Raw genomic sequence first — 15,854 nt, forward strand, 5'->3', positions numbered from 1 at the left:
TCTTTCGTGGCCGCGGGCGTCAGCCCACGACGGCACGCACGATCAGGATCAGCACGCCGATGAACACGCCGGCCGCGAGCAACGCGACGATCAGCACGTGCAGCGGATTCAGCTGCGTCGCGTCGGCCTCCAGGTCGCGCCGCTTGCGCACCCCGAAGAACGACCACAACACGGCTTTCAGCGCCTGGCCGAACGATCCGCCCCGCTTGACCTCCGTCATCGCCCCGCCTCCGTCGTCATGATGCGTCCGGCTTCGCCGCATCCTGTGCCGCCGTACTGCGCGGCACCGGTGCCGGCGCGGCCGGCGTATTCAGTTCGAAGAACGTGTACGACAGCGTGATCGTCTTCACGTCCTTCGGCAGCTTCGGATCGATCACGAACACCACCGGCATCTTGCGCGACTCGTTCGCGGCCAGCGTCTGCTGCGTGAAGCAAAAGCACTCGATCTTCTTGAAGAACTCCGTCGCCTGCTTCGGCGCGTAGCTCGGAATCGCCTGCGCAACGACCGGCCGGCCCTGCCCGTTCGTCACGTCGTACACGATCGTCGTCAGTTCGCCCGGGTGCACGTCGAGGCTGTTGTGCTCCGGCTTGAAGCCGAGCGGCCCGCGCGCATTTGCATCGAACTCGACCGACACCGTACGGCTGGTGTCGACCTGCGAATTCTTCGCCTCGCGCTCGCTGACATCGCGCTGCACCAGGTTGTTGATGCCGGTGACCTGGCAGATCGCCCGGTACATGGGGATCAGCGCGAAGCCGAAACCGAACATCAGCCCGGCCACGACGAAGAGCTTCACCAGCATCGAACGATTGAACGCGCGATCGACGGCGCCCTCTTCCGGCTTCGACATACGACTACTTCCTCGCTACTGCGTCAGTTACAGCATCAGTGAGTGGACAGCCACCACTGCTTGATCACGACACCCACAAAAAAAACGGCGGCGATGACGAGCAGGATGAGGCCGAGCCGCTTGTTGCCCGCGCGGATCTGCTCGGGCGTTCGTCTTTCTTGTGGATTCCGGTTCATCTAGAGGCTTCGGTTCGGCGCCCGCCGCGCCTGCCTGCACGGCAGGCAGCGGCGGAGCGCACTGTGAAACTTACTCGACGTGCGGCGGTTGCTCGAACGTGTGGAAGGGAGCCGGGCTCGGCACCGTCCACTCGAGGCCCGTCGCGCCATCCCACGGCTTGTCCGACGCCTTTTCCAGCTCTCCGCCGCCACGGTAGGCCGGCAGCGCGACTGCGAACAGGAAGTACACCTGCGCGAGGCCGAAGCCGAATGCGCCGATCGTCGCGACCTGGTTGAAGTCGGTGAACTGCGCCGGGTAGTCCGCATAGCGGCGCGGCATGCCCGCGAGACCGACGAAGTGCATCGGGAAGAACGTCAGGTTGAAGAAGATCATCGACGCCCAGAAGTGGATCTTGCCGCGCGTCTCGTTGTACATCCAGCCCGTCCACTTCGGCGCCCAGTAGTACCAGCCCGAGAACAGCGCGAACAATGACCCGGCCACCAGCACGTAGTGGAAGTGCGCCACCACGAAGTAGGTGCCGTGATACTGGATGTCGAGCGGCGCCATCGCGAGCATCAGGCCCGTCAGGCCGCCGAACGTGAACACGAACAGAAAGCCGATCGCGAACAGCATCGGGGTTTCGAACGTCATCGAGCCGCGCCACATCGTCGCGAGCCAGTTGAACACCTTCACGCCCGTCGGCACCGCGATCAGCATCGTCGCGTACATGAAGAACAGCTGGCCGGTGACCGGCATGCCCGTTGCGAACATGTGGTGCGCCCAGACCATGAACGACAGGATCGCGATCGAAGCCGTCGCGTACACCATCGAGCTATAGCCGAACAGCGTCTTGCGTGCGAACGCCGGGATCACCTGCGACACGATCCCGAACGCCGGCAGAATCATGATGTACACCTCGGGGTGGCCGAAGAACCAGAAGATGTGCTGGTACATCACCGGGTCGCCGCCGCCTGCCGCGTTGAAGAACGACGTGCCGAAGTGACGGTCGAACAGCACCATCGTGATCGCGCCTGCCAGAACCGGCATCACCGCGATCAGCAGGTACGCCGTGATCAGCCACGTCCACGCGAACATCGGCATCTTCATCAGCGTCATGCCCGGTGCGCGCATGTTCAGGATCGTCACGACGATGTTGATCCCGCCCATGATCGACGATGCGCCCATCAAGTGGACCGCGAAGATCGCGAAGTCCATGCCCGGGCCCATCTGCGTCGACAGCGGTGCGTACAGCGTCCAGCCGGCGGCCGTCGCGCCGCCCGGCGCGAAGAACGAGCCGACCAGCAGCACGGCAGCAACCGGCAGCAGCCAGAAGCTGAAGTTGTTCATCCGCGCGAACGCCATGTCGGATGCGCCGATCTGCAGCGGAATCATCCAGTTCGCAAAGCCGACGAACGCCGGCATGATCGCGCCGAACACCATGATCAGGCCATGCATCGTCGTGAGTTCGTTGAAGAACTCCGGACGCATGATCTGCAGGCCCGGCTCGAACAGCTCGGCACGGATGCCGAGCGCCATCACGCCGCCCGACAGGAACATGATGAACGAGAACAACAGGTACAGCGTACCGATGTCCTTGTGGTTGGTGGCGAACAGCCAGCGACGCCAGCCGTGCGGGGCTCCGTGCGCGTGGTCGTCGTGCGCGTGGTCCGCGGCTACGTCGTGCCCGATGCTAGACATGAGAATCTCCTAATGCGAATACGTCGACTAACTCAGCGACACGTCAAGCCGCCGGACCGATCTCGACCCGCCGGGCTTCCTTAGCGTCAGCCCCGCCCGTGATCGTTTCCGGCTTTTTCATGATGATGTGGTCTTCCGCCACGCCTGCTGCCTTCAGCGCGTCGCGCACGGCTTGTGCGCGATGCTTCGCCAGTTCGGCGTTCGCGTCGGCCGAGCCCGTCTTGTCGGTGAAGCCCGACAGCGCAAGCTTCGCGTCCGGATGCGCCTTCGCATAGTCGGCCGCGGCCGCGATCGCCGCTTTCGCGTCGGCCGGCAGCCCGCTCTTGCCCGTCTCGAAGTAGATCGTCGACAGCGCGGCCGATGCCGCCGGCTGCTCGGCGGCGCCCGACGCGGCTTGCGCCGGTGCCGAAGCCGCTTCAGCCGGGGCCGCTGCCGCGCCCGCCGTGTCTTCCAGCATCTTGCCGTTGCGCGCGTCAGCCACTTGCTTCGGCTGCAGCAGGTCGTTCCTGTGGTTGCCCCACGAATTGCGTTCGTACGTGATGACCGACGCGATGTCGAGGTCCGACAGCGAGGCCCACGAAGGCATCGCGCCCTTGCCGTGCAGCACGCGCTCGACGTGGCCGGCGATCGGGCCGTTCACGATCGGGCTGCCGTCCATGGCCGGGAATGCGCCGAGGCCCTTGCCGTTCACCTGGTGGCAGGCCGCGCAGTTCGACTTGTAGACTTCCTCGCCGTGCGCGACGAGTTCGGCCATCGTGTAGACCTTGTTCGGATCGACCGACGCGCTGGCCATCTTGGCCTTCTGCGCGGTCACCCACTTCGCGTAGTCGTCTTCCGACAGCACTTCGACGACGACCGGCATGAACGCGTGTTCCTTGCCGCACAGTTCGGTACAGAAGCCGCGGAACGTGCCGACCTTGTCGGCCTTGAACCACGTGTCGCGCACGAAGCCGGGGATCGCATCCTGCTTCACGCCGAACGCGGGCACGTACCACGAGTGGACGACGTCGTTCGCGGTCGTGATGATGCGGATCTTCTTGTTGACCGGCACGACGAGCGGGTTGTCGACTTCCTGCAGATAGGTGTCGGTGATCGGCTTCTTGCCCATCACTTCGTCACGCGGGGTGCTGAGCGTCGACAGGAAGCCGATGCCCTCGCCCGGGCCCTTCACGTAGTCGTAGCCCCACTTCCACTGGTAGCCGGTGACCTTGATCGTGAGATCGGCGTTGGTCGTGTCCTTCATCGCGACGACGGCCTTCGTCGCCGGCAGCGCCATCAGCACGACGATGACGAACGGCACGATCGTCCAGATGATCTCGACGGTCGTGCTTTCATGGAAATTGGCGGCCTTGTAGCCCTTGGATTTGCGGTGCGCGAAGATCGAATAGAACATCACGCCGAACACGCCGACGAAGATCACCGTACACAGGATCAGCATCATCGTGTGGAGATCGTAGAGCTCCTCGGCGATCTTCGTGACCGGCGGCTGAAAGTTGATCTCGTTGACGCGGGGGCCGCCCGGGCTATCACCGACCGCCAGGGCGGCACCGGCAAAGAGCAATCCGCTGCATGCCAGCACGCCCATGAGGGCTCGCTTGATTGTTTTCATAGCATCCTTACCCAAAATTTCCATTCAAACCCTCCCCCGTCGCAAGCTACCGGCCCGTTTCCGGCCAGTGCCCGCGCCTCGTCAGCCGCAGCGCCTGAGCGACACGCGCAGTTCGTCGGCGAACTGCGCACGCTTGTACTGCGCGAGATGCTGCCCGATTACGACGGTCTGCCCGCGCGATACCAGTCGAATCGGATCGCGTGGCGTCGCACCCGGCTCGACCCGCACCCAGCGCGGGTTGAATTCGATCTGTGTCAGCCGCTCCGCATCCATCCGCTCGATCACGAGCCGATGCGGAAACAGCCTGATGCGCTCGTAATCGACCGCATGGCGAGCATAGATCGCAAATGCGACACCCACCACCAGCAACTCGATTCCGGTGAAGGGCATGACGAGCCAGGCCCCTCTCCACATCAGCAACGTCGCGATCACCAGCGAGAAGCCCGCGAGCGACGCGTAAAACAGCACGAACTGGCGCGGCGACACCGAACAATTGCGTTTCATGAGCCAGTCTTCGAGGACCGGTTCGCCGTTCGTCGTCTCCGCCAAAACCCTCGCTGCTTCCATCGCCGCCTCACGCGAATGGCATGCGATGCATGCCTGCATCGGACTCGTCGGCCCGTATTGCGGGGACCCCGGGACGACAAGCTGACGCATTATAGGCGGGTTCAATGGCATCCACAAGCAAGCGCCTATCGCCCGCCAAGCCAAGCGCGACAAGCTTTCCGGCCGTTTTTGCCGCTAATTCGACCCCGCTTTGCGCCGCTAATTTCAGACATAACAAAACCCCTCTTTACCGCTTTACCGATTCTTCGGACGCCCCTTTCCGATGTCCTCGATGCGCACGATCCCATGCCCTTCGGCAGTCGTGCGCGGTACGGCCTTCCATGCGTGGCCGTAAATCACCTCGAAGGTCAGCGGAATCGTGCCGTCCGCGCGCCGGCGGGCCTCCAGCGCGTCGCCGAGCGCCGCGCGAAAGCGCCGCGTCGCGTGCTGCGGCGCCGTGCGCTCGAACGGATAGGCGCCCCAGCGGCGCACGTCGGCCAGCAGGGAATCGGGGGATTTGTAGGTGACGGTCAGCACTTCCTGGTCCATCACGGGGATCTCGAAGCCGCTCTCGACAAGCATGTCGCCGAGGTCGTGCATGTCGACGAAATCGATCACGCGCGCGGCGGGCGGCGCGATGCCGAGCGCCGCTTCGGCGTCCGCGCAGGCCGCGCGCAGCTCGCGCAGCGTGTCGGGGCCGAGCGTACTGAACATCAGCAGGCCGTTGACGCGCAGCACGCGCTGCCATTCGGGCAGCACCGCGTCGGGGCGCGAATGCCAGTGGAGTGCGAGATTCGACCAGATCAGGTCGAATGCGCTGCCCGGGAACGGCAGCGCGGCAAAGTCGGCCTGCGCGACGCGCGGGCCGCGCTGGCCCAGCGCCCGGCCGAGCGACGCCGGCAGCCAGCGGCGCCAGCTGGTCTGCTCGACCTCGCGCTGGCCGGCCTGCGCGAGCATCGCGCCGGACAGGTCCACGCCAAACACGGGTGCTTCCGGAAAGCGCGCGCGCAGCGCCGGCAGGTCGTCGCCCGGGCCGCAGCCCGCATCGAGCACGGACGCTGGGCTCACCTTGATGTATTCGAGGCGCTCGTTCATCCGCTGCGCGATCTCGCGCGGCAGGAACGCGACCGCGTCGAACGTGGCGGCGCGGCGGTCGAAGATCCGCCGCAAGCGCCGGGCGTCATTGGCCGGACGGCCGGTGGAAGTCGAAGCTGGGGACATGTCGGGCACACTGGCGAAGAGCCCGAAGTATACTCGCTCGCCCCGGAAGCTTCATTGAGGCGGGGTGTCAGGAGTGTTGCGATGATCCGCAGTTCCGCCGGACGCACGATGCGCGTCGTTTTGTCGCAGGTTCGCGCGCTGTCGGCGCACGTCGTCGCGGTCGCGTTACCGAATCGCTGCGCGCTGTGCGGCAATTTGTCACACGCCGTGATCTGCGGCGCTTGCGACGCCGCGTACTGGAATGAAGCGCGACTGCGCTGCGACGTCTGCGCGCTGCCGCTCGGCGTCGGGCAGCCCCATGCGCGCCGTGCGGCCGCATACCGGTGCGACGCGTGTTGCAAGACACCGCCGCCGTTCGACGCGACGCTCGCGCTCGCCGACTACCGCGCGCCGCTCGACGGGCTCGCGCGCGGCCTGAAGTTTCATGCGCGGCTCGCGCTCGGCGCCGAATTCGCGGCCCGGCTCGCGCGGCTGGTCGTCGATACGCGCGGCGCGGGCGGCTTCGACCTCGTCGCCCCGGTGCCGCTGTCGCACCGGCGGCTCGTGGCCCGCGGCTACAACCAGGCGTGGGCGATCGCACGTCCGCTCGCGCGCCGGCTTGGCGTGCGTGCGGATGCGGCACTGCTCGCGCGCATCGCCGACACCGCGCCGCAATCGCGGCTCGACCGGCGCGCACGGCGCGACAACGTGATGGCGGCGTTCGCGGTGGCGGGCGGCATCGCCGGCCGCCACGTCGCGCTCGTCGACGACGTGATGACGTCCGGCGCAACGCTCGCGGCGGCCGCGCACGCACTGAAGGCGGCGGGCGCCGCGCGCGTGACGAATCTGGTTGCGCTGCGCACCGCCAGGGATTAATTAGATAGAGAGGCCGGCCGCCCGAACGCGGCCGTGGCCGCCACGAACCGGCCGGCCGGGAACGCGCACGTTGCGCCGCCCCGGCCGGCCCAGCCAAACCGAAACATGTTCAACGTCGTCCTCGTCGCCCCCGAAATTCCGCCGAACACCGGCAACGTGATCCGCCTGTGCGCGAATACCGGTGCGCATCTGCACCTGATCGAGCCGCTCGGCTTTCCGCTCGACGATGCGCGGATGCGCCGCGCCGGCCTCGACTATCACGAGTATGCGCAGATGCGCGTGCACCGCGACTGGGACGCGTTCGTCGCGTCCGAAGCGCCCGATCCCGCGCGGATGTTCGCGTTCACGACACGCGGCTCGGGCCGCTTCCACGATCACGCGTTCCTGCCCGGCGACTGGTTCGTGTTCGGCTCGGAAACGCGCGGCCTGCCCGCCGACCTGCTCGAACGCTTCCCGAACGAGCAGCGCGTGCGCCTGCCGATGCGGCCGGACAACCGCAGCCTGAACCTGTCGAACACGGTCGCGGTCGTCGTGTTCGAGGCATGGCGCCAGGCCGGCTTCGAAGGCGGCGCCTGACGCTCGTCGCGCGCCACCCCCGGCGCGCGAGGCGTCAGGTTCGCGCGAGCCGCGCGCGATACAGGTCGTAGATGTCGGGGGAAAAGCACGCGAACACCACGCGTGCAAGGTTCGGCGCCTGCGGCAGCATCTCGGCGACGGTACCGACGGCAATGCCGACCGCCTCTTCTGCCGGATAACGGTAGATTCCGCAGATGATTGCCGGGAACGCGATCGACGTCGCGGCGACTTCCTCGGCCAGCTCGATCGCGCGCCGGTAGCACGATGCGAGCAGTTCCGCCTCACCGCTCCCGCCGCCGTGCCAGACCGGCCCGACCGCATGGATCACGTAGCGCGCCGGCAATCCGTGACCGCGCGTGAGCTTCGCGTCGCCCGTGTCGCAGCCGCCGAGCGTGCGGCACTCGGCGAGCAGGCCGGGGCCGGCCACGCGGTGGATCGCACCGTCGACGCCGCCCCCGCCGAGCAGCGAGCCGTTCGCGGCGTTGACGATCGCGTCGACATCGAGCGTCGTGATGTCGACGACCTGCGCATCGAGCGTGGTGGAATGGATCTGCAGCATGACGACCTCCCGAAGCGCCGGAGACTGTTCAAGCGTAGTCCGCTTTGGCGCCGCGCGCCCGATGCGACCGCACCAGGCCCGGCCGGTTCGTACTACTCCGCGCGCGCGTCGCGCCGCAGCAGGCCGCTGACCGCGTCGCGCGGCGCGATGCCGTCGAACAGCACGCCGCACACGGCTTCCGTGATCGGCATTTCGATCGACTGCGCCCGTGCGAGCGCCAGCACGGCCTGCGCGCAACGCACGCCTTCGGCCACGTGGCCGAGCGCGCCGAGAATATCGTTCAGCGTGCGGCCGGCCGCCAGTTGCAGGCCGACCGTGCGGTTGCGCGACAGGTCGCCCGTCGCGGTGAGGATCAGGTCGCCCAGGCCCGTGAGGCCGGTGAAGGTTTCCGCGCGGCCGCCGAGCGCGACGCCGAGCCGCGACATTTCGGCGAGGCCGCGCGTGACCAGCGCGGCGCGCGCATTCAGCCCGAGGCCGAGGCCGTCGGCAATGCCGGTCGCGATCGCCAGCACGTTCTTCACCGCGCCGCCGACCTCGACGCCGACCACGTCGTCGCCCGTATAGATCCGCATCGCACCGTGATGGAACGCAGCGAGCGTGCGCTCGCGGCATTCGGCCGACGCGCTCGCCACCGTCAGCGCGACGGGCAGCGACTGCCCGACCTCGCGCGCAAAACTCGGGCCCGACAGCACGCCGTTGCTCTGCTGTTCGGGCAGCTCGGCCGCGATCACCTGGTGCGGCAGCAGATGCGTGTCGGCCTCGAAGCCCTTGCAGACCCAGACGACGTGCGCGGGCACGCAGCCCGCGTCGCGCATCGCGTGGCACAGCGTGCGCAGCCCGGCCACGGGCGCGGCGATCACGCACAGCGCGTCGTCCGCGGCGCCATGCGCGAGCGCGGCGCCGAGATCGGCGTCGTAGCGCAACGCGTCAGGCAGCGCGATGCCGTCCAGATAGCGGGAATTTTCGTGCCGGGCCTGCAGCCCGGCGATGAGCGCGGCGTCGCGCGCCCACAGAAGCGTATCGTGCCGCGCGGCCAGATGACCCGCGAGCGCGGTGCCCCAGGCACCGGCGCCGAGAACGGCTACTTTCATACCCAGCACCGGTCCGAGTGAAACGTCAGTTCAGCGTCGTGCCGTTCGGCGCGCCTGCTGCGGCGCCGGCCTGCTGCTGAAGCTGCGCGAGACGCTGCTCGTACAGCGCCTGGAAGTTGATTTCCGCCAGGTGGATCGGCGGGAAGCCCGCACGCGTGATCGCGTCGGCGATGTTCGAGCGCAGGTACGGGAACAGGATCGTCGGGCAGGCGATGCCGACGAGCGGGTCGAGCTGTTCGTCCGGAATGTTGCGGATGTCGAAAATGCCGGCCTGCTTCGCTTCGATCAGGAACGCGACCTTGTCCTTCACCTTCGCGGTGACGGTACCCGACACGACGACTTCGAACACGCTTTCCGCGAGGCGGTCGGCCTTGACGTCGACTTCGACTTCAACCGACGGCATGTCCTGCTCGAGGAAGATCGCCGGCGAATTCGGCTGCTCGAGCGACATATCCTTCAGGTAGACGCGCTGGATGTTGAAGAACGGTTGGTTTTCGACGTCGGACATGGTGTTTCCCTAAAAGTGGTGACGGAGCGGCCCGGCTTCTCGCCGGCCGCCACGGATGAATCCTGCGCGCCCAAGCCGCGGCGCGGCCGGCGGCCATTCTGCCCTAATCAGGCCGCTTGCAGAAGCGGAACGAGCCCGCCTTCGCGGTCGAGCTTCGACAGATCGTCGTAACCGCCGACGTGCGTGTCGCCGATATAGATCTGCGGCACCGTGCGGCGCCCCGTGCGCGTCATCATTTCCTCGCGGCGGGCCGGATCGCGGTCGATCAGCACCTTCTCGATCTGCTCGACACCGCGCAGCTTCAGCAGGCGCTCGGCCTGCATGCAATACGGACACACCTGCGTGCTGTACATCAAAACCTTGTTCACTTCGCCACTCCTTGTTTGACGACCGGCATCCCGGCCTGCTGCCAGGCGGCCACGCCGCCTTCGAGCACGTGCACCTCGGCGTAACCCGCCGCCTCGACCTCGCGCGCCGCCTTCTGCGACTGCTGGCCGTTCTGGCAGACGAGCAACACCGGCGTGCTCTTGTTCTTCGCGACCTGCGCAATTTTCGCGCCGATCTCGCCCGCCGCGACCTGACGCGCCGACGGCAGGTGGCCGGCAGCGAAATCGGACGCGGCGCGCACGTCGATCACGATCGCGTTGCGGCGGTTGATGAGTTGCGTCGCCTCTGCGGCCGACAGGCCGCCACGGCCTCGGCGCAGTGCCGGCCAGGCCAGCAGGCCGCCGGATACCACCAGGATCGCGATAAGGGCCAGGTTCGTGTAATCGGTAAAGAACGTCACGGAATTCCGCCGGAAAAAGAGAAATCGGATAAGGACAATCCCGCCATTATAAAATAACCGTCTTGCGCGATGGCGGGCCCCGGTCGGGTCCCGTGCGACGCGCCCCGCTTCCCTATCACTACCGACCGCAAGATCCATGTACAAACTCGTTCTCATCCGCCACGGCGAATCGACGTGGAACAAGGAAAACCGCTTCACCGGCTGGGTCGACGTCGACCTGACCGAACAGGGTCGCAACGAGGCCTACCAGGCCGGCGAATTGCTCAAGGAGGCCGGCTACACGTTCGACATCGCGTACACGTCGGTGCTCAAGCGCGCGATCCGCACGCTGTGGCACGTGCAGGACCGGATGGACCTGATGTACCTGCCGGTCGTCCACTCGTGGCGCCTGAACGAGCGTCACTACGGCGCGCTGTCGGGCCTGAACAAGGCGGAAACGGCCGCGAAGTTCGGCGACGAGCAGGTGCTCGTGTGGCGCCGCAGCTACGACACGCCGCCGCCCGCGCTCGAGCCGACCGACGAGCGTGCGCCGTTCAACGACCCGCGCTATGCGAAGGTGCCGCGCGAGCAGCTGCCGCTCACCGAGTGCCTGAAGGACACGGTCGCACGCGTGCTGCCGCTGTGGAACGAGTCGATCGCGCCGGCCGTCCGTGCCGGCAAGCAGGTGCTGATCGCCGCGCACGGCAACTCGCTGCGCGCGCTGATCAAGTACCTCGACGGCATCTCGGACAGCGACATCGTCGGCCTCAACATCCCGAACGGCGTGCCGCTCGTGTATGAACTCGACGAGAACCTGAAGCCGATCAAGCACTATTACCTCGGCGACCAGGACGCGATCGCGCAGGCGCAGGCCGCCGTCGCGAAGCAGGGCAAGGCAGGCTGACGCCCGTCGCGCCGGGCAAGCCGCGTCCGGCGCGGCGTGCCCGGCCATCGTCCGGCGCACCGCGCGAACCTTCGCGGCCCCGGCGCTGTCGAATCCGCTTTCGAACCCGCAGCGCATCCGGCGGTGCCCGGCCGGGCCGGCTCCGGGCTCCTTGCGACGCTTTTCGCGCCGTTCCACTGAGTCATCGGACGAACAGTTATACTTGTCCGCTACATCCCCGCTACCGCCACGCGCTTCCCGACCGCACCAGATCTCTATGCGAATGAAATTGAAGAACATCGGCCTGATTGCCGCGGGCCTCGCCACGGGCGTGTTCGCCACGCTGCAGGTTTCCGCATCGGCCGAGCAGACCGCCACGGCGCCGCTTCCCCTCGACCAGCTCCGCCTGTTCGCGGAAGTATTCGGCCAGATCAAGCGCGAGTACGTCGAGCCGGTCGACGACAAGAAGCTGCTGACGGCGGCGATCAAGGGCATGGTGTCCAGCCTCGACCCGCACTCGTCGTTCCTCGACAAGACCGACTACGACGAGCTGCAGGAGCAGACGAAGGGCCGCTTCGCGGGTCTCGGCATCGAGATCTCGCAGGAAGACGGCCTCGTCAAGGTGATCTCGCCGATCGAGGACACCCCCGCGTTCCGCGCCGGCATCCGTCCGGGCGACCTGATCACGCGCATCAACGACAAGCCGGTGCGCGGCATGACGCTCGACAAGGCCGTCAAGCAGATGCGCGGCGAGCCGGGCACCAAGGTCACGCTGACGATCTTCCGCAAGAGCGACGACCGCACGTTCCCGGTCACGGTCACGCGCGCGATCATCAAGGTCCAGAGCGTGAAGATGAAGATCCTCGATCCGGGCTATGCGTACATCCGCATCACGAGCTTCCAGGAGCGCACGACGCCCGACCTCGCGGCGAAGCTGCAGGACATCGCGCGCCAGCAGCCGAACCTGAAGGGCCTCGTCCTCGACCTGCGCAACAACGGCGGCGGCCTGCTGCAGAGCGCGGTCGGCGTGGCCGGCGCGTTCCTGCCGCCCGACTCGGTCGTCGTGTCGACCAACGGTCAGATCCCCGATTCGAAGCAGGTCTACCGCGATACGTACGACAACTATCGCCTGCCTTCCTTCGACGGCGATCCGCTGAAGAACCTGCCGCCGGTCTTCAAGACCGTGCCGATGATCGTGCTGACGAACGCCTATTCGGCGTCCGCGTCGGAAATCGTCGCCGGTGCGCTGCAGGATTCGAAGCGCGCGCAGATCATGGGCAAGACGACGTTCGGCAAGGGTTCGGTGCAGACGGTCCGCCCGATGACGGCCGACACCGCGCTGCGCCTGACCACCGCGTACTACTACACGCCGAGCGGCCGCTCGATCCAGAACAAGGGCATCACGCCGGACGTGCCGGTCGATCAGTACGCGGACGGCGATCCGGACGACGTGCTCGTGACGCGCGAGGTCGATTACTCGAACCACCTCGCGAACACGCAGGATCCGAACGAGAAGAAGGAACAGGAAGAGCGCGAGCAGCGCCGGATGGATCAGCTGCGCATTCTTGAAGAGCAGAACGACAAGAAGACGCCGGAGCAGCGCCAGAAGGATCGCGATCGCAAGCCGATCGAGTTCGGCAGCGCCGACGACTTCATGATGCAGCAGGCGCTCAACAAGCTCGAAGGCAAGCCGGTCCAGGAATCGAAGTCGATGCTCGCCGACAGCACGACGAAGAGCCCGGCCGGCAAGGCTGCCACCGCCTCCAAGGCATCGGGCGCCAGCGCGAAGCCGGCTTCCGCACCGAAGCCCGCGTCGGCACCGCAGTAAGCGCCGGCCGGCATCCGACGGGCCATCGCGGGAAGACCGCGATGGCCCGTTTTTCATGCGCGCCTAAAATAACGCAACGTCCGCCCGCCTCGCCCACGATTCCCCATGAACGACGATCAACTCCTTCGCTATTCCCGTCACATCCTCGTCGACGAAATCGGCATCGAGGCGCAGCAGCGCTTTCTCGATGCGCATGCGATCGTCGTCGGCGCGGGCGGCCTCGGCTCGCCCGCCGCGATGTACCTCGCGGCATCGGGCGTCGGCACGATCACGCTCGTCGATGCCGACACGGTCGACCTCACGAACCTGCAGCGGCAGATCCTGCACGTGACGGCATCGGTCGGCCGCAGCAAGGTCGAATCGGGGCGCGACACGCTCGCTCAACTGAATCCCGAGGTGAAGATGAACGCGGTCGCGGAGCGCGTCGACGACGCATGGCTCGACACGCACGTGCCGCACGCGACCGTCGTGCTCGACTGCACCGACAACTTCGCGACGCGGCATGCGATCAACCGCGCGTGCGTCGCGCACGGCGTGCCGCTCGTGTCGGGCGCCGCGCTGCGCTTCGACGGCCAGATCAGCACGTTCGACTTCCGCGAGGCGGACGCGCCCTGCTATGCGTGCGTGTTCCCGGAAGACCAGCCGTTCGAGGAAGTCGCGTGCTCGACGATGGGCGTGTTCGCACCGACCGTCGGGATCATCGGCGCGATGCAGGCGGCCGAAGCGCTGCGCGTGATCGGCGGCATCGGCAAGACGCTCAACGGGCGGCTGATGATGCTCGATTCGCTGCGGATGGAATGGACGACGATGAAGATCGCGCGCCAGGCCGACTGCCCCGTGTGCGGGGGCCGGCACTGACGCGCGACGGGCATGCGCGGGACCGCGCATGCGTGACGCTCCGCCACGGTTAGCGGCAGCGAAAACGCCTACGCGGCCGCGTCCGCACGCGGCTCGGCAACCGACAGCCGCTGCAGCGCCGCCTGCACCTCTTCCGGCTCGAATGCGGCCAGCACGTCGGCCGTCGGCTTCTCGAGCGCCTTTAGGTGCGCGCGCAGGATCTCCTGCTTCACGACCAGCAACTGGCTCGGGTGCATCGAGAACTCGGTGAGCCCCATCCCGAGCAACAGCCGCGTGAGCGCCGGGTCACCGGCCATCTCCCCGCACACCGACACCGACACGCCCGCACGCTTCGCTTCGCGCAACGTATAGGCGATCAGGTGCAGCACGGCCGGATGCAGCGGGTCGTACAGGTGCGCGACCGCGTTGTCGGCGCGGTCGATCGCGAGCGTGTACTGGATCAGGTCGTTCGTGCCGATCGACAGGAAATCGAACCGCTTCAGGAACAGCGGCAATGCGATCGCCGCGGCCGGAATCTCGATCATCGCGCCGAGCTGCACGTTCGGATCGTACGCGAGCCCCGCGTCGTCGAGCTGGCGCTTCGCCTCGCGGATCAGATCGAGCGTCTGGTCGATTTCCTGCGCGTGCGCGAGCATCGGGATCAGGATCTTCACCTGGCCGAACGCGGACGCGCGCAGGATCGCACGCAGCTGCGTGAGGAACATCTGCGGCTCGGACAGGCTCCAGCGGATCGCGCGCAGGCCGAGCGCCGGGTTCGGCGCCGTCTCGAAGCCTTCGTCGAGCGCCTCGAGCGGCTTGTCCGCGCCGACGTCGATCGTGCGGATCGTCACCGGCATGCCCTTCATCCACTCGACGGCGCGCTTGTACGCGGCGAACTGCTCCTCCTCTTCCGGCATCTCCTTCTGATGCATGAACAGGAACTCGGAACGGAACAGGCCGACGCCGACCGCGCCGGCCTCGACGGCCGCCTTCGCGTCGTCGGGCAGCTCGATGTTCGCGTACAGCTCGATCTTGGTGCCGCACAACGTTTGCGTCGGCGAGAACTTCAAACGCTGCAGCTTGCGTTGCTCCAGCTGCTTCTCGGACTGGCGGTACGAATATTCCTCGAGGACGATCGGCGCGGGATCGACGATCACGATGCCCTGGTCGCCGTCGACGATGATCAGGTCGTCCTGGCGGATCAGCGCGCTCGCGTGCTGCACGCCGACCGCGGCCGGAATGCCGAGGCTGCGCGCGACGATCGCCGTGTGCGACGTGCGCCCGCCGAGGTCGGTGACGAACGCCTGGAACGACTGCGTCTTGAACTGCATCATGTCGGCCGGCGCGATGTCGTGCGCGACAACGATCATCTCGTTCGTGCCGTTCCTGGCCGCGCGGCCGAGCGCCTGCGACGCGGACGGCGCGCCGGCAAGCGCCTTCAGCACGCGCTCGACCACCTGCTCGATGTCGGCCTTGCGTTCGCGCAGGTATTCGTCCTCGATATCGTCAAAGTGGCGCGTGAGCAGTTCGAGCTGCTCGGTCAGCGCCCATTCGACGTTGTAGCGGCGCGTGCGGATCAGGTCGATGGTTTCCTGCACGAGCATCTCGTCGCCCAGGATCATTGCGTGGACGTCGATGAACGCGCCGACTTCGCTCGGCGTGTCGTCGGTCAGGTCGGCGCGCAGCGCTTCGAGTTCGTGATGCACGACGTCGAGCGCCGTGCGGAATCGCTCGACCTCGGCGTCGATCTGGTCGGCCTCGATCAGGTAATGGGCGACGTCGAGCGCCGCCGGCGCGATCAGGTACGCTCGCCCGATCGCGATACCACGTGAGACGGGAATGCCATGCAGCGTGAAGGACACGCGCACCTCCT

Annotated in this window: 18 protein-coding genes; 5 read left to right on the top strand and 13 right to left on the bottom strand. The window is 66.9% G+C overall.

Features of this window, described 5'->3' with window-relative positions; all coding sequences use genetic code 11:
- Window positions 1–19 precede the first annotated feature (19 nt).
- The 7 genes from AC5LXK_RS15090 to AC5LXK_RS15120 form a co-directional block, all read right to left on the bottom strand.
- A complete protein-coding gene (locus AC5LXK_RS15090) occupies window positions 20–220 on the bottom strand; it encodes a DUF2970 domain-containing protein (protein WP_021163748.1) in 201 nt (66 codons plus the stop codon).
- 16 nt (window positions 221–236) lie between these two features.
- Window positions 237–848, bottom strand: a complete 612-nt coding sequence (locus tag AC5LXK_RS15095) for a cytochrome c oxidase assembly protein (protein WP_493389528.1) — start codon at window positions 846–848, stop codon at window positions 237–239.
- Window positions 849–883: 35 nt separating this feature from the next.
- Complete coding sequence (locus tag AC5LXK_RS15100; protein WP_006760728.1) at window positions 884–1,024, bottom strand: cytochrome oxidase small assembly protein; 141 nt, start codon at window positions 1,022–1,024, stop codon at window positions 884–886.
- Window positions 1,025–1,094: 70 nt separating this feature from the next.
- A complete protein-coding gene (gene ctaD, locus AC5LXK_RS15105) occupies window positions 1,095–2,702 on the bottom strand; it encodes a cytochrome c oxidase subunit I (RefSeq protein WP_493389529.1) in 1,608 nt (535 codons plus the stop codon).
- Window positions 2,703–2,745: 43 nt separating this feature from the next.
- Entirely contained in the window at window positions 2,746–4,335 is a 1,590-nt protein-coding gene (gene coxB, locus AC5LXK_RS15110; protein ID WP_493389530.1) for a cytochrome c oxidase subunit II, read from the bottom strand.
- A gap of 57 nt (window positions 4,336–4,392) precedes the next feature.
- Window positions 4,393–4,917, bottom strand: a complete 525-nt coding sequence (locus AC5LXK_RS15115; protein ID WP_493391232.1) for a DUF2244 domain-containing protein — start codon at window positions 4,915–4,917, stop codon at window positions 4,393–4,395.
- 195 nt (window positions 4,918–5,112) lie between these two features.
- A complete protein-coding gene (locus AC5LXK_RS15120; RefSeq protein WP_493389531.1) occupies window positions 5,113–6,078 on the bottom strand; it encodes a methyltransferase domain-containing protein in 966 nt (321 codons plus the stop codon).
- Between the two features lie 81 nt (window positions 6,079–6,159).
- Here AC5LXK_RS15120 and AC5LXK_RS15125 point away from each other — a divergent pair, with 81 nt between their 5' ends.
- Window positions 6,160–6,933: a phosphoribosyltransferase family protein gene (locus AC5LXK_RS15125; RefSeq protein WP_493389532.1), complete on the top strand. Its 774-nt coding sequence runs from the start codon at window positions 6,160–6,162 to the stop codon at window positions 6,931–6,933.
- 105 nt (window positions 6,934–7,038) lie between these two features.
- Entirely contained in the window at window positions 7,039–7,509 is a 471-nt protein-coding gene (gene trmL, locus AC5LXK_RS15130) for a tRNA (uridine(34)/cytosine(34)/5-carboxymethylaminomethyluridine(34)-2'-O)-methyltransferase TrmL (RefSeq protein ID WP_176049603.1), read from the top strand.
- 34 nt (window positions 7,510–7,543) lie between these two features.
- Here the strand turns inward: trmL and AC5LXK_RS15135 are convergent, their stop codons facing one another.
- From AC5LXK_RS15135 to AC5LXK_RS15155, 5 genes are all read right to left on the bottom strand, one after another.
- Window positions 7,544–8,068 carry an O-acetyl-ADP-ribose deacetylase gene (locus AC5LXK_RS15135; RefSeq protein WP_493389533.1) on the bottom strand — a complete coding sequence of 175 codons (525 nt, stop codon included), beginning with the start codon at window positions 8,066–8,068 and terminating at the stop codon, window positions 7,544–7,546.
- Between the two features lie 92 nt (window positions 8,069–8,160).
- Window positions 8,161–9,159 carry an NAD(P)H-dependent glycerol-3-phosphate dehydrogenase gene (locus AC5LXK_RS15140; RefSeq protein ID WP_493389534.1) on the bottom strand — a complete coding sequence of 333 codons (999 nt, stop codon included), beginning with the start codon at window positions 9,157–9,159 and terminating at the stop codon, window positions 8,161–8,163.
- A 25-nt stretch (window positions 9,160–9,184) separates the two neighbouring features.
- Window positions 9,185–9,667: a protein-export chaperone SecB gene (secB, locus tag AC5LXK_RS15145; RefSeq protein WP_011353285.1), complete on the bottom strand. Its 483-nt coding sequence runs from the start codon at window positions 9,665–9,667 to the stop codon at window positions 9,185–9,187.
- A 107-nt stretch (window positions 9,668–9,774) separates the two neighbouring features.
- Window positions 9,775–10,035 carry a glutaredoxin 3 gene (grxC, locus tag AC5LXK_RS15150; RefSeq protein WP_006477722.1) on the bottom strand — a complete coding sequence of 87 codons (261 nt, stop codon included), beginning with the start codon at window positions 10,033–10,035 and terminating at the stop codon, window positions 9,775–9,777.
- Window positions 10,032–10,454 carry a rhodanese-like domain-containing protein gene (locus tag AC5LXK_RS15155; protein WP_059233118.1) on the bottom strand — a complete coding sequence of 141 codons (423 nt, stop codon included), beginning with the start codon at window positions 10,452–10,454 and terminating at the stop codon, window positions 10,032–10,034. Before AC5LXK_RS15155 ends, grxC begins: the two co-directional genes overlap by 4 nt.
- A gap of 136 nt (window positions 10,455–10,590) precedes the next feature.
- Between AC5LXK_RS15155 and gpmA the strand changes: the two genes are divergently transcribed.
- The 3 genes from gpmA (at window position 10,591) to AC5LXK_RS15170 (ending at window position 14,002) form a co-directional block, all read left to right on the top strand.
- Window positions 10,591–11,337: a 2,3-diphosphoglycerate-dependent phosphoglycerate mutase gene (gene gpmA, locus AC5LXK_RS15160; RefSeq protein WP_309290630.1), complete on the top strand. Its 747-nt coding sequence runs from the start codon at window positions 10,591–10,593 to the stop codon at window positions 11,335–11,337.
- 256 nt (window positions 11,338–11,593) lie between these two features.
- Window positions 11,594–13,144, top strand: coding sequence for a S41 family peptidase (locus AC5LXK_RS15165; RefSeq protein WP_493389535.1), 1,551 nt, complete (start codon window positions 11,594–11,596; stop codon window positions 13,142–13,144).
- Between the two features lie 105 nt (window positions 13,145–13,249).
- On the top strand, window positions 13,250–14,002 hold the full coding sequence (locus AC5LXK_RS15170) for a HesA/MoeB/ThiF family protein (RefSeq protein WP_493389536.1): 753 nt from the start codon (window positions 13,250–13,252) through the stop codon (window positions 14,000–14,002).
- A 68-nt stretch (window positions 14,003–14,070) separates the two neighbouring features.
- On the opposite strand, the gene ptsP is transcribed toward AC5LXK_RS15170, so the two are convergent.
- On the bottom strand, window positions 14,071–15,843 hold the full coding sequence (gene ptsP, locus AC5LXK_RS15175) for a phosphoenolpyruvate--protein phosphotransferase (protein ID WP_493389537.1): 1,773 nt from the start codon (window positions 15,841–15,843) through the stop codon (window positions 14,071–14,073).
- Window positions 15,844–15,854 lie beyond the last annotated feature (11 nt).

This window comes from Burkholderia pulmonis, assembly GCF_984667975.1.

Excerpts from the sequence above, each read along its gene's own strand:
- AC5LXK_RS15090 (WP_021163748.1), bottom strand. The coding sequence starts at position 220 with ATGACGGAGGTCAAGCGGGGCGGATCGTTCGGCCAGGCGCTGAAAGCC.
- AC5LXK_RS15095 (WP_493389528.1), bottom strand. The coding sequence starts at position 848 with ATGTCGAAGCCGGAAGAGGGCGCCGTCGATCGCGCGTTCAATCGTTCG.
- AC5LXK_RS15100 (WP_006760728.1), bottom strand. The coding sequence starts at position 1,024 with ATGAACCGGAATCCACAAGAAAGACGAACGCCCGAGCAGATCCGCGCG.
- ctaD (WP_493389529.1), bottom strand. The coding sequence starts at position 2,702 with ATGTCTAGCATCGGGCACGACGTAGCCGCGGACCACGCGCACGACGAC.
- coxB (WP_493389530.1), bottom strand. The coding sequence starts at position 4,335 with ATGGAAATTTTGGGTAAGGATGCTATGAAAACAATCAAGCGAGCCCTC.
- AC5LXK_RS15115 (WP_493391232.1), bottom strand. The coding sequence starts at position 4,917 with ATGCAGGCATGCATCGCATGCCATTCGCGTGAGGCGGCGATGGAAGCA.
- AC5LXK_RS15120 (WP_493389531.1), bottom strand. The coding sequence starts at position 6,078 with ATGTCCCCAGCTTCGACTTCCACCGGCCGTCCGGCCAATGACGCCCGG.
- AC5LXK_RS15125 (WP_493389532.1), top strand. The coding sequence starts at position 6,160 with ATGATCCGCAGTTCCGCCGGACGCACGATGCGCGTCGTTTTGTCGCAG.
- trmL (WP_176049603.1), top strand. The coding sequence starts at position 7,039 with ATGTTCAACGTCGTCCTCGTCGCCCCCGAAATTCCGCCGAACACCGGC.
- AC5LXK_RS15135 (WP_493389533.1), bottom strand. The coding sequence starts at position 8,068 with ATGCTGCAGATCCATTCCACCACGCTCGATGCGCAGGTCGTCGACATC.
- AC5LXK_RS15140 (WP_493389534.1), bottom strand. The coding sequence starts at position 9,159 with ATGAAAGTAGCCGTTCTCGGCGCCGGTGCCTGGGGCACCGCGCTCGCG.
- secB (WP_011353285.1), bottom strand. The coding sequence starts at position 9,667 with ATGTCCGACGTCGAAAACCAACCGTTCTTCAACATCCAGCGCGTCTAC.
- gpmA (WP_309290630.1), top strand. The coding sequence starts at position 10,591 with ATGTACAAACTCGTTCTCATCCGCCACGGCGAATCGACGTGGAACAAG.
- AC5LXK_RS15165 (WP_493389535.1), top strand. The coding sequence starts at position 11,594 with ATGCGAATGAAATTGAAGAACATCGGCCTGATTGCCGCGGGCCTCGCC.
- AC5LXK_RS15170 (WP_493389536.1), top strand. The coding sequence starts at position 13,250 with ATGAACGACGATCAACTCCTTCGCTATTCCCGTCACATCCTCGTCGAC.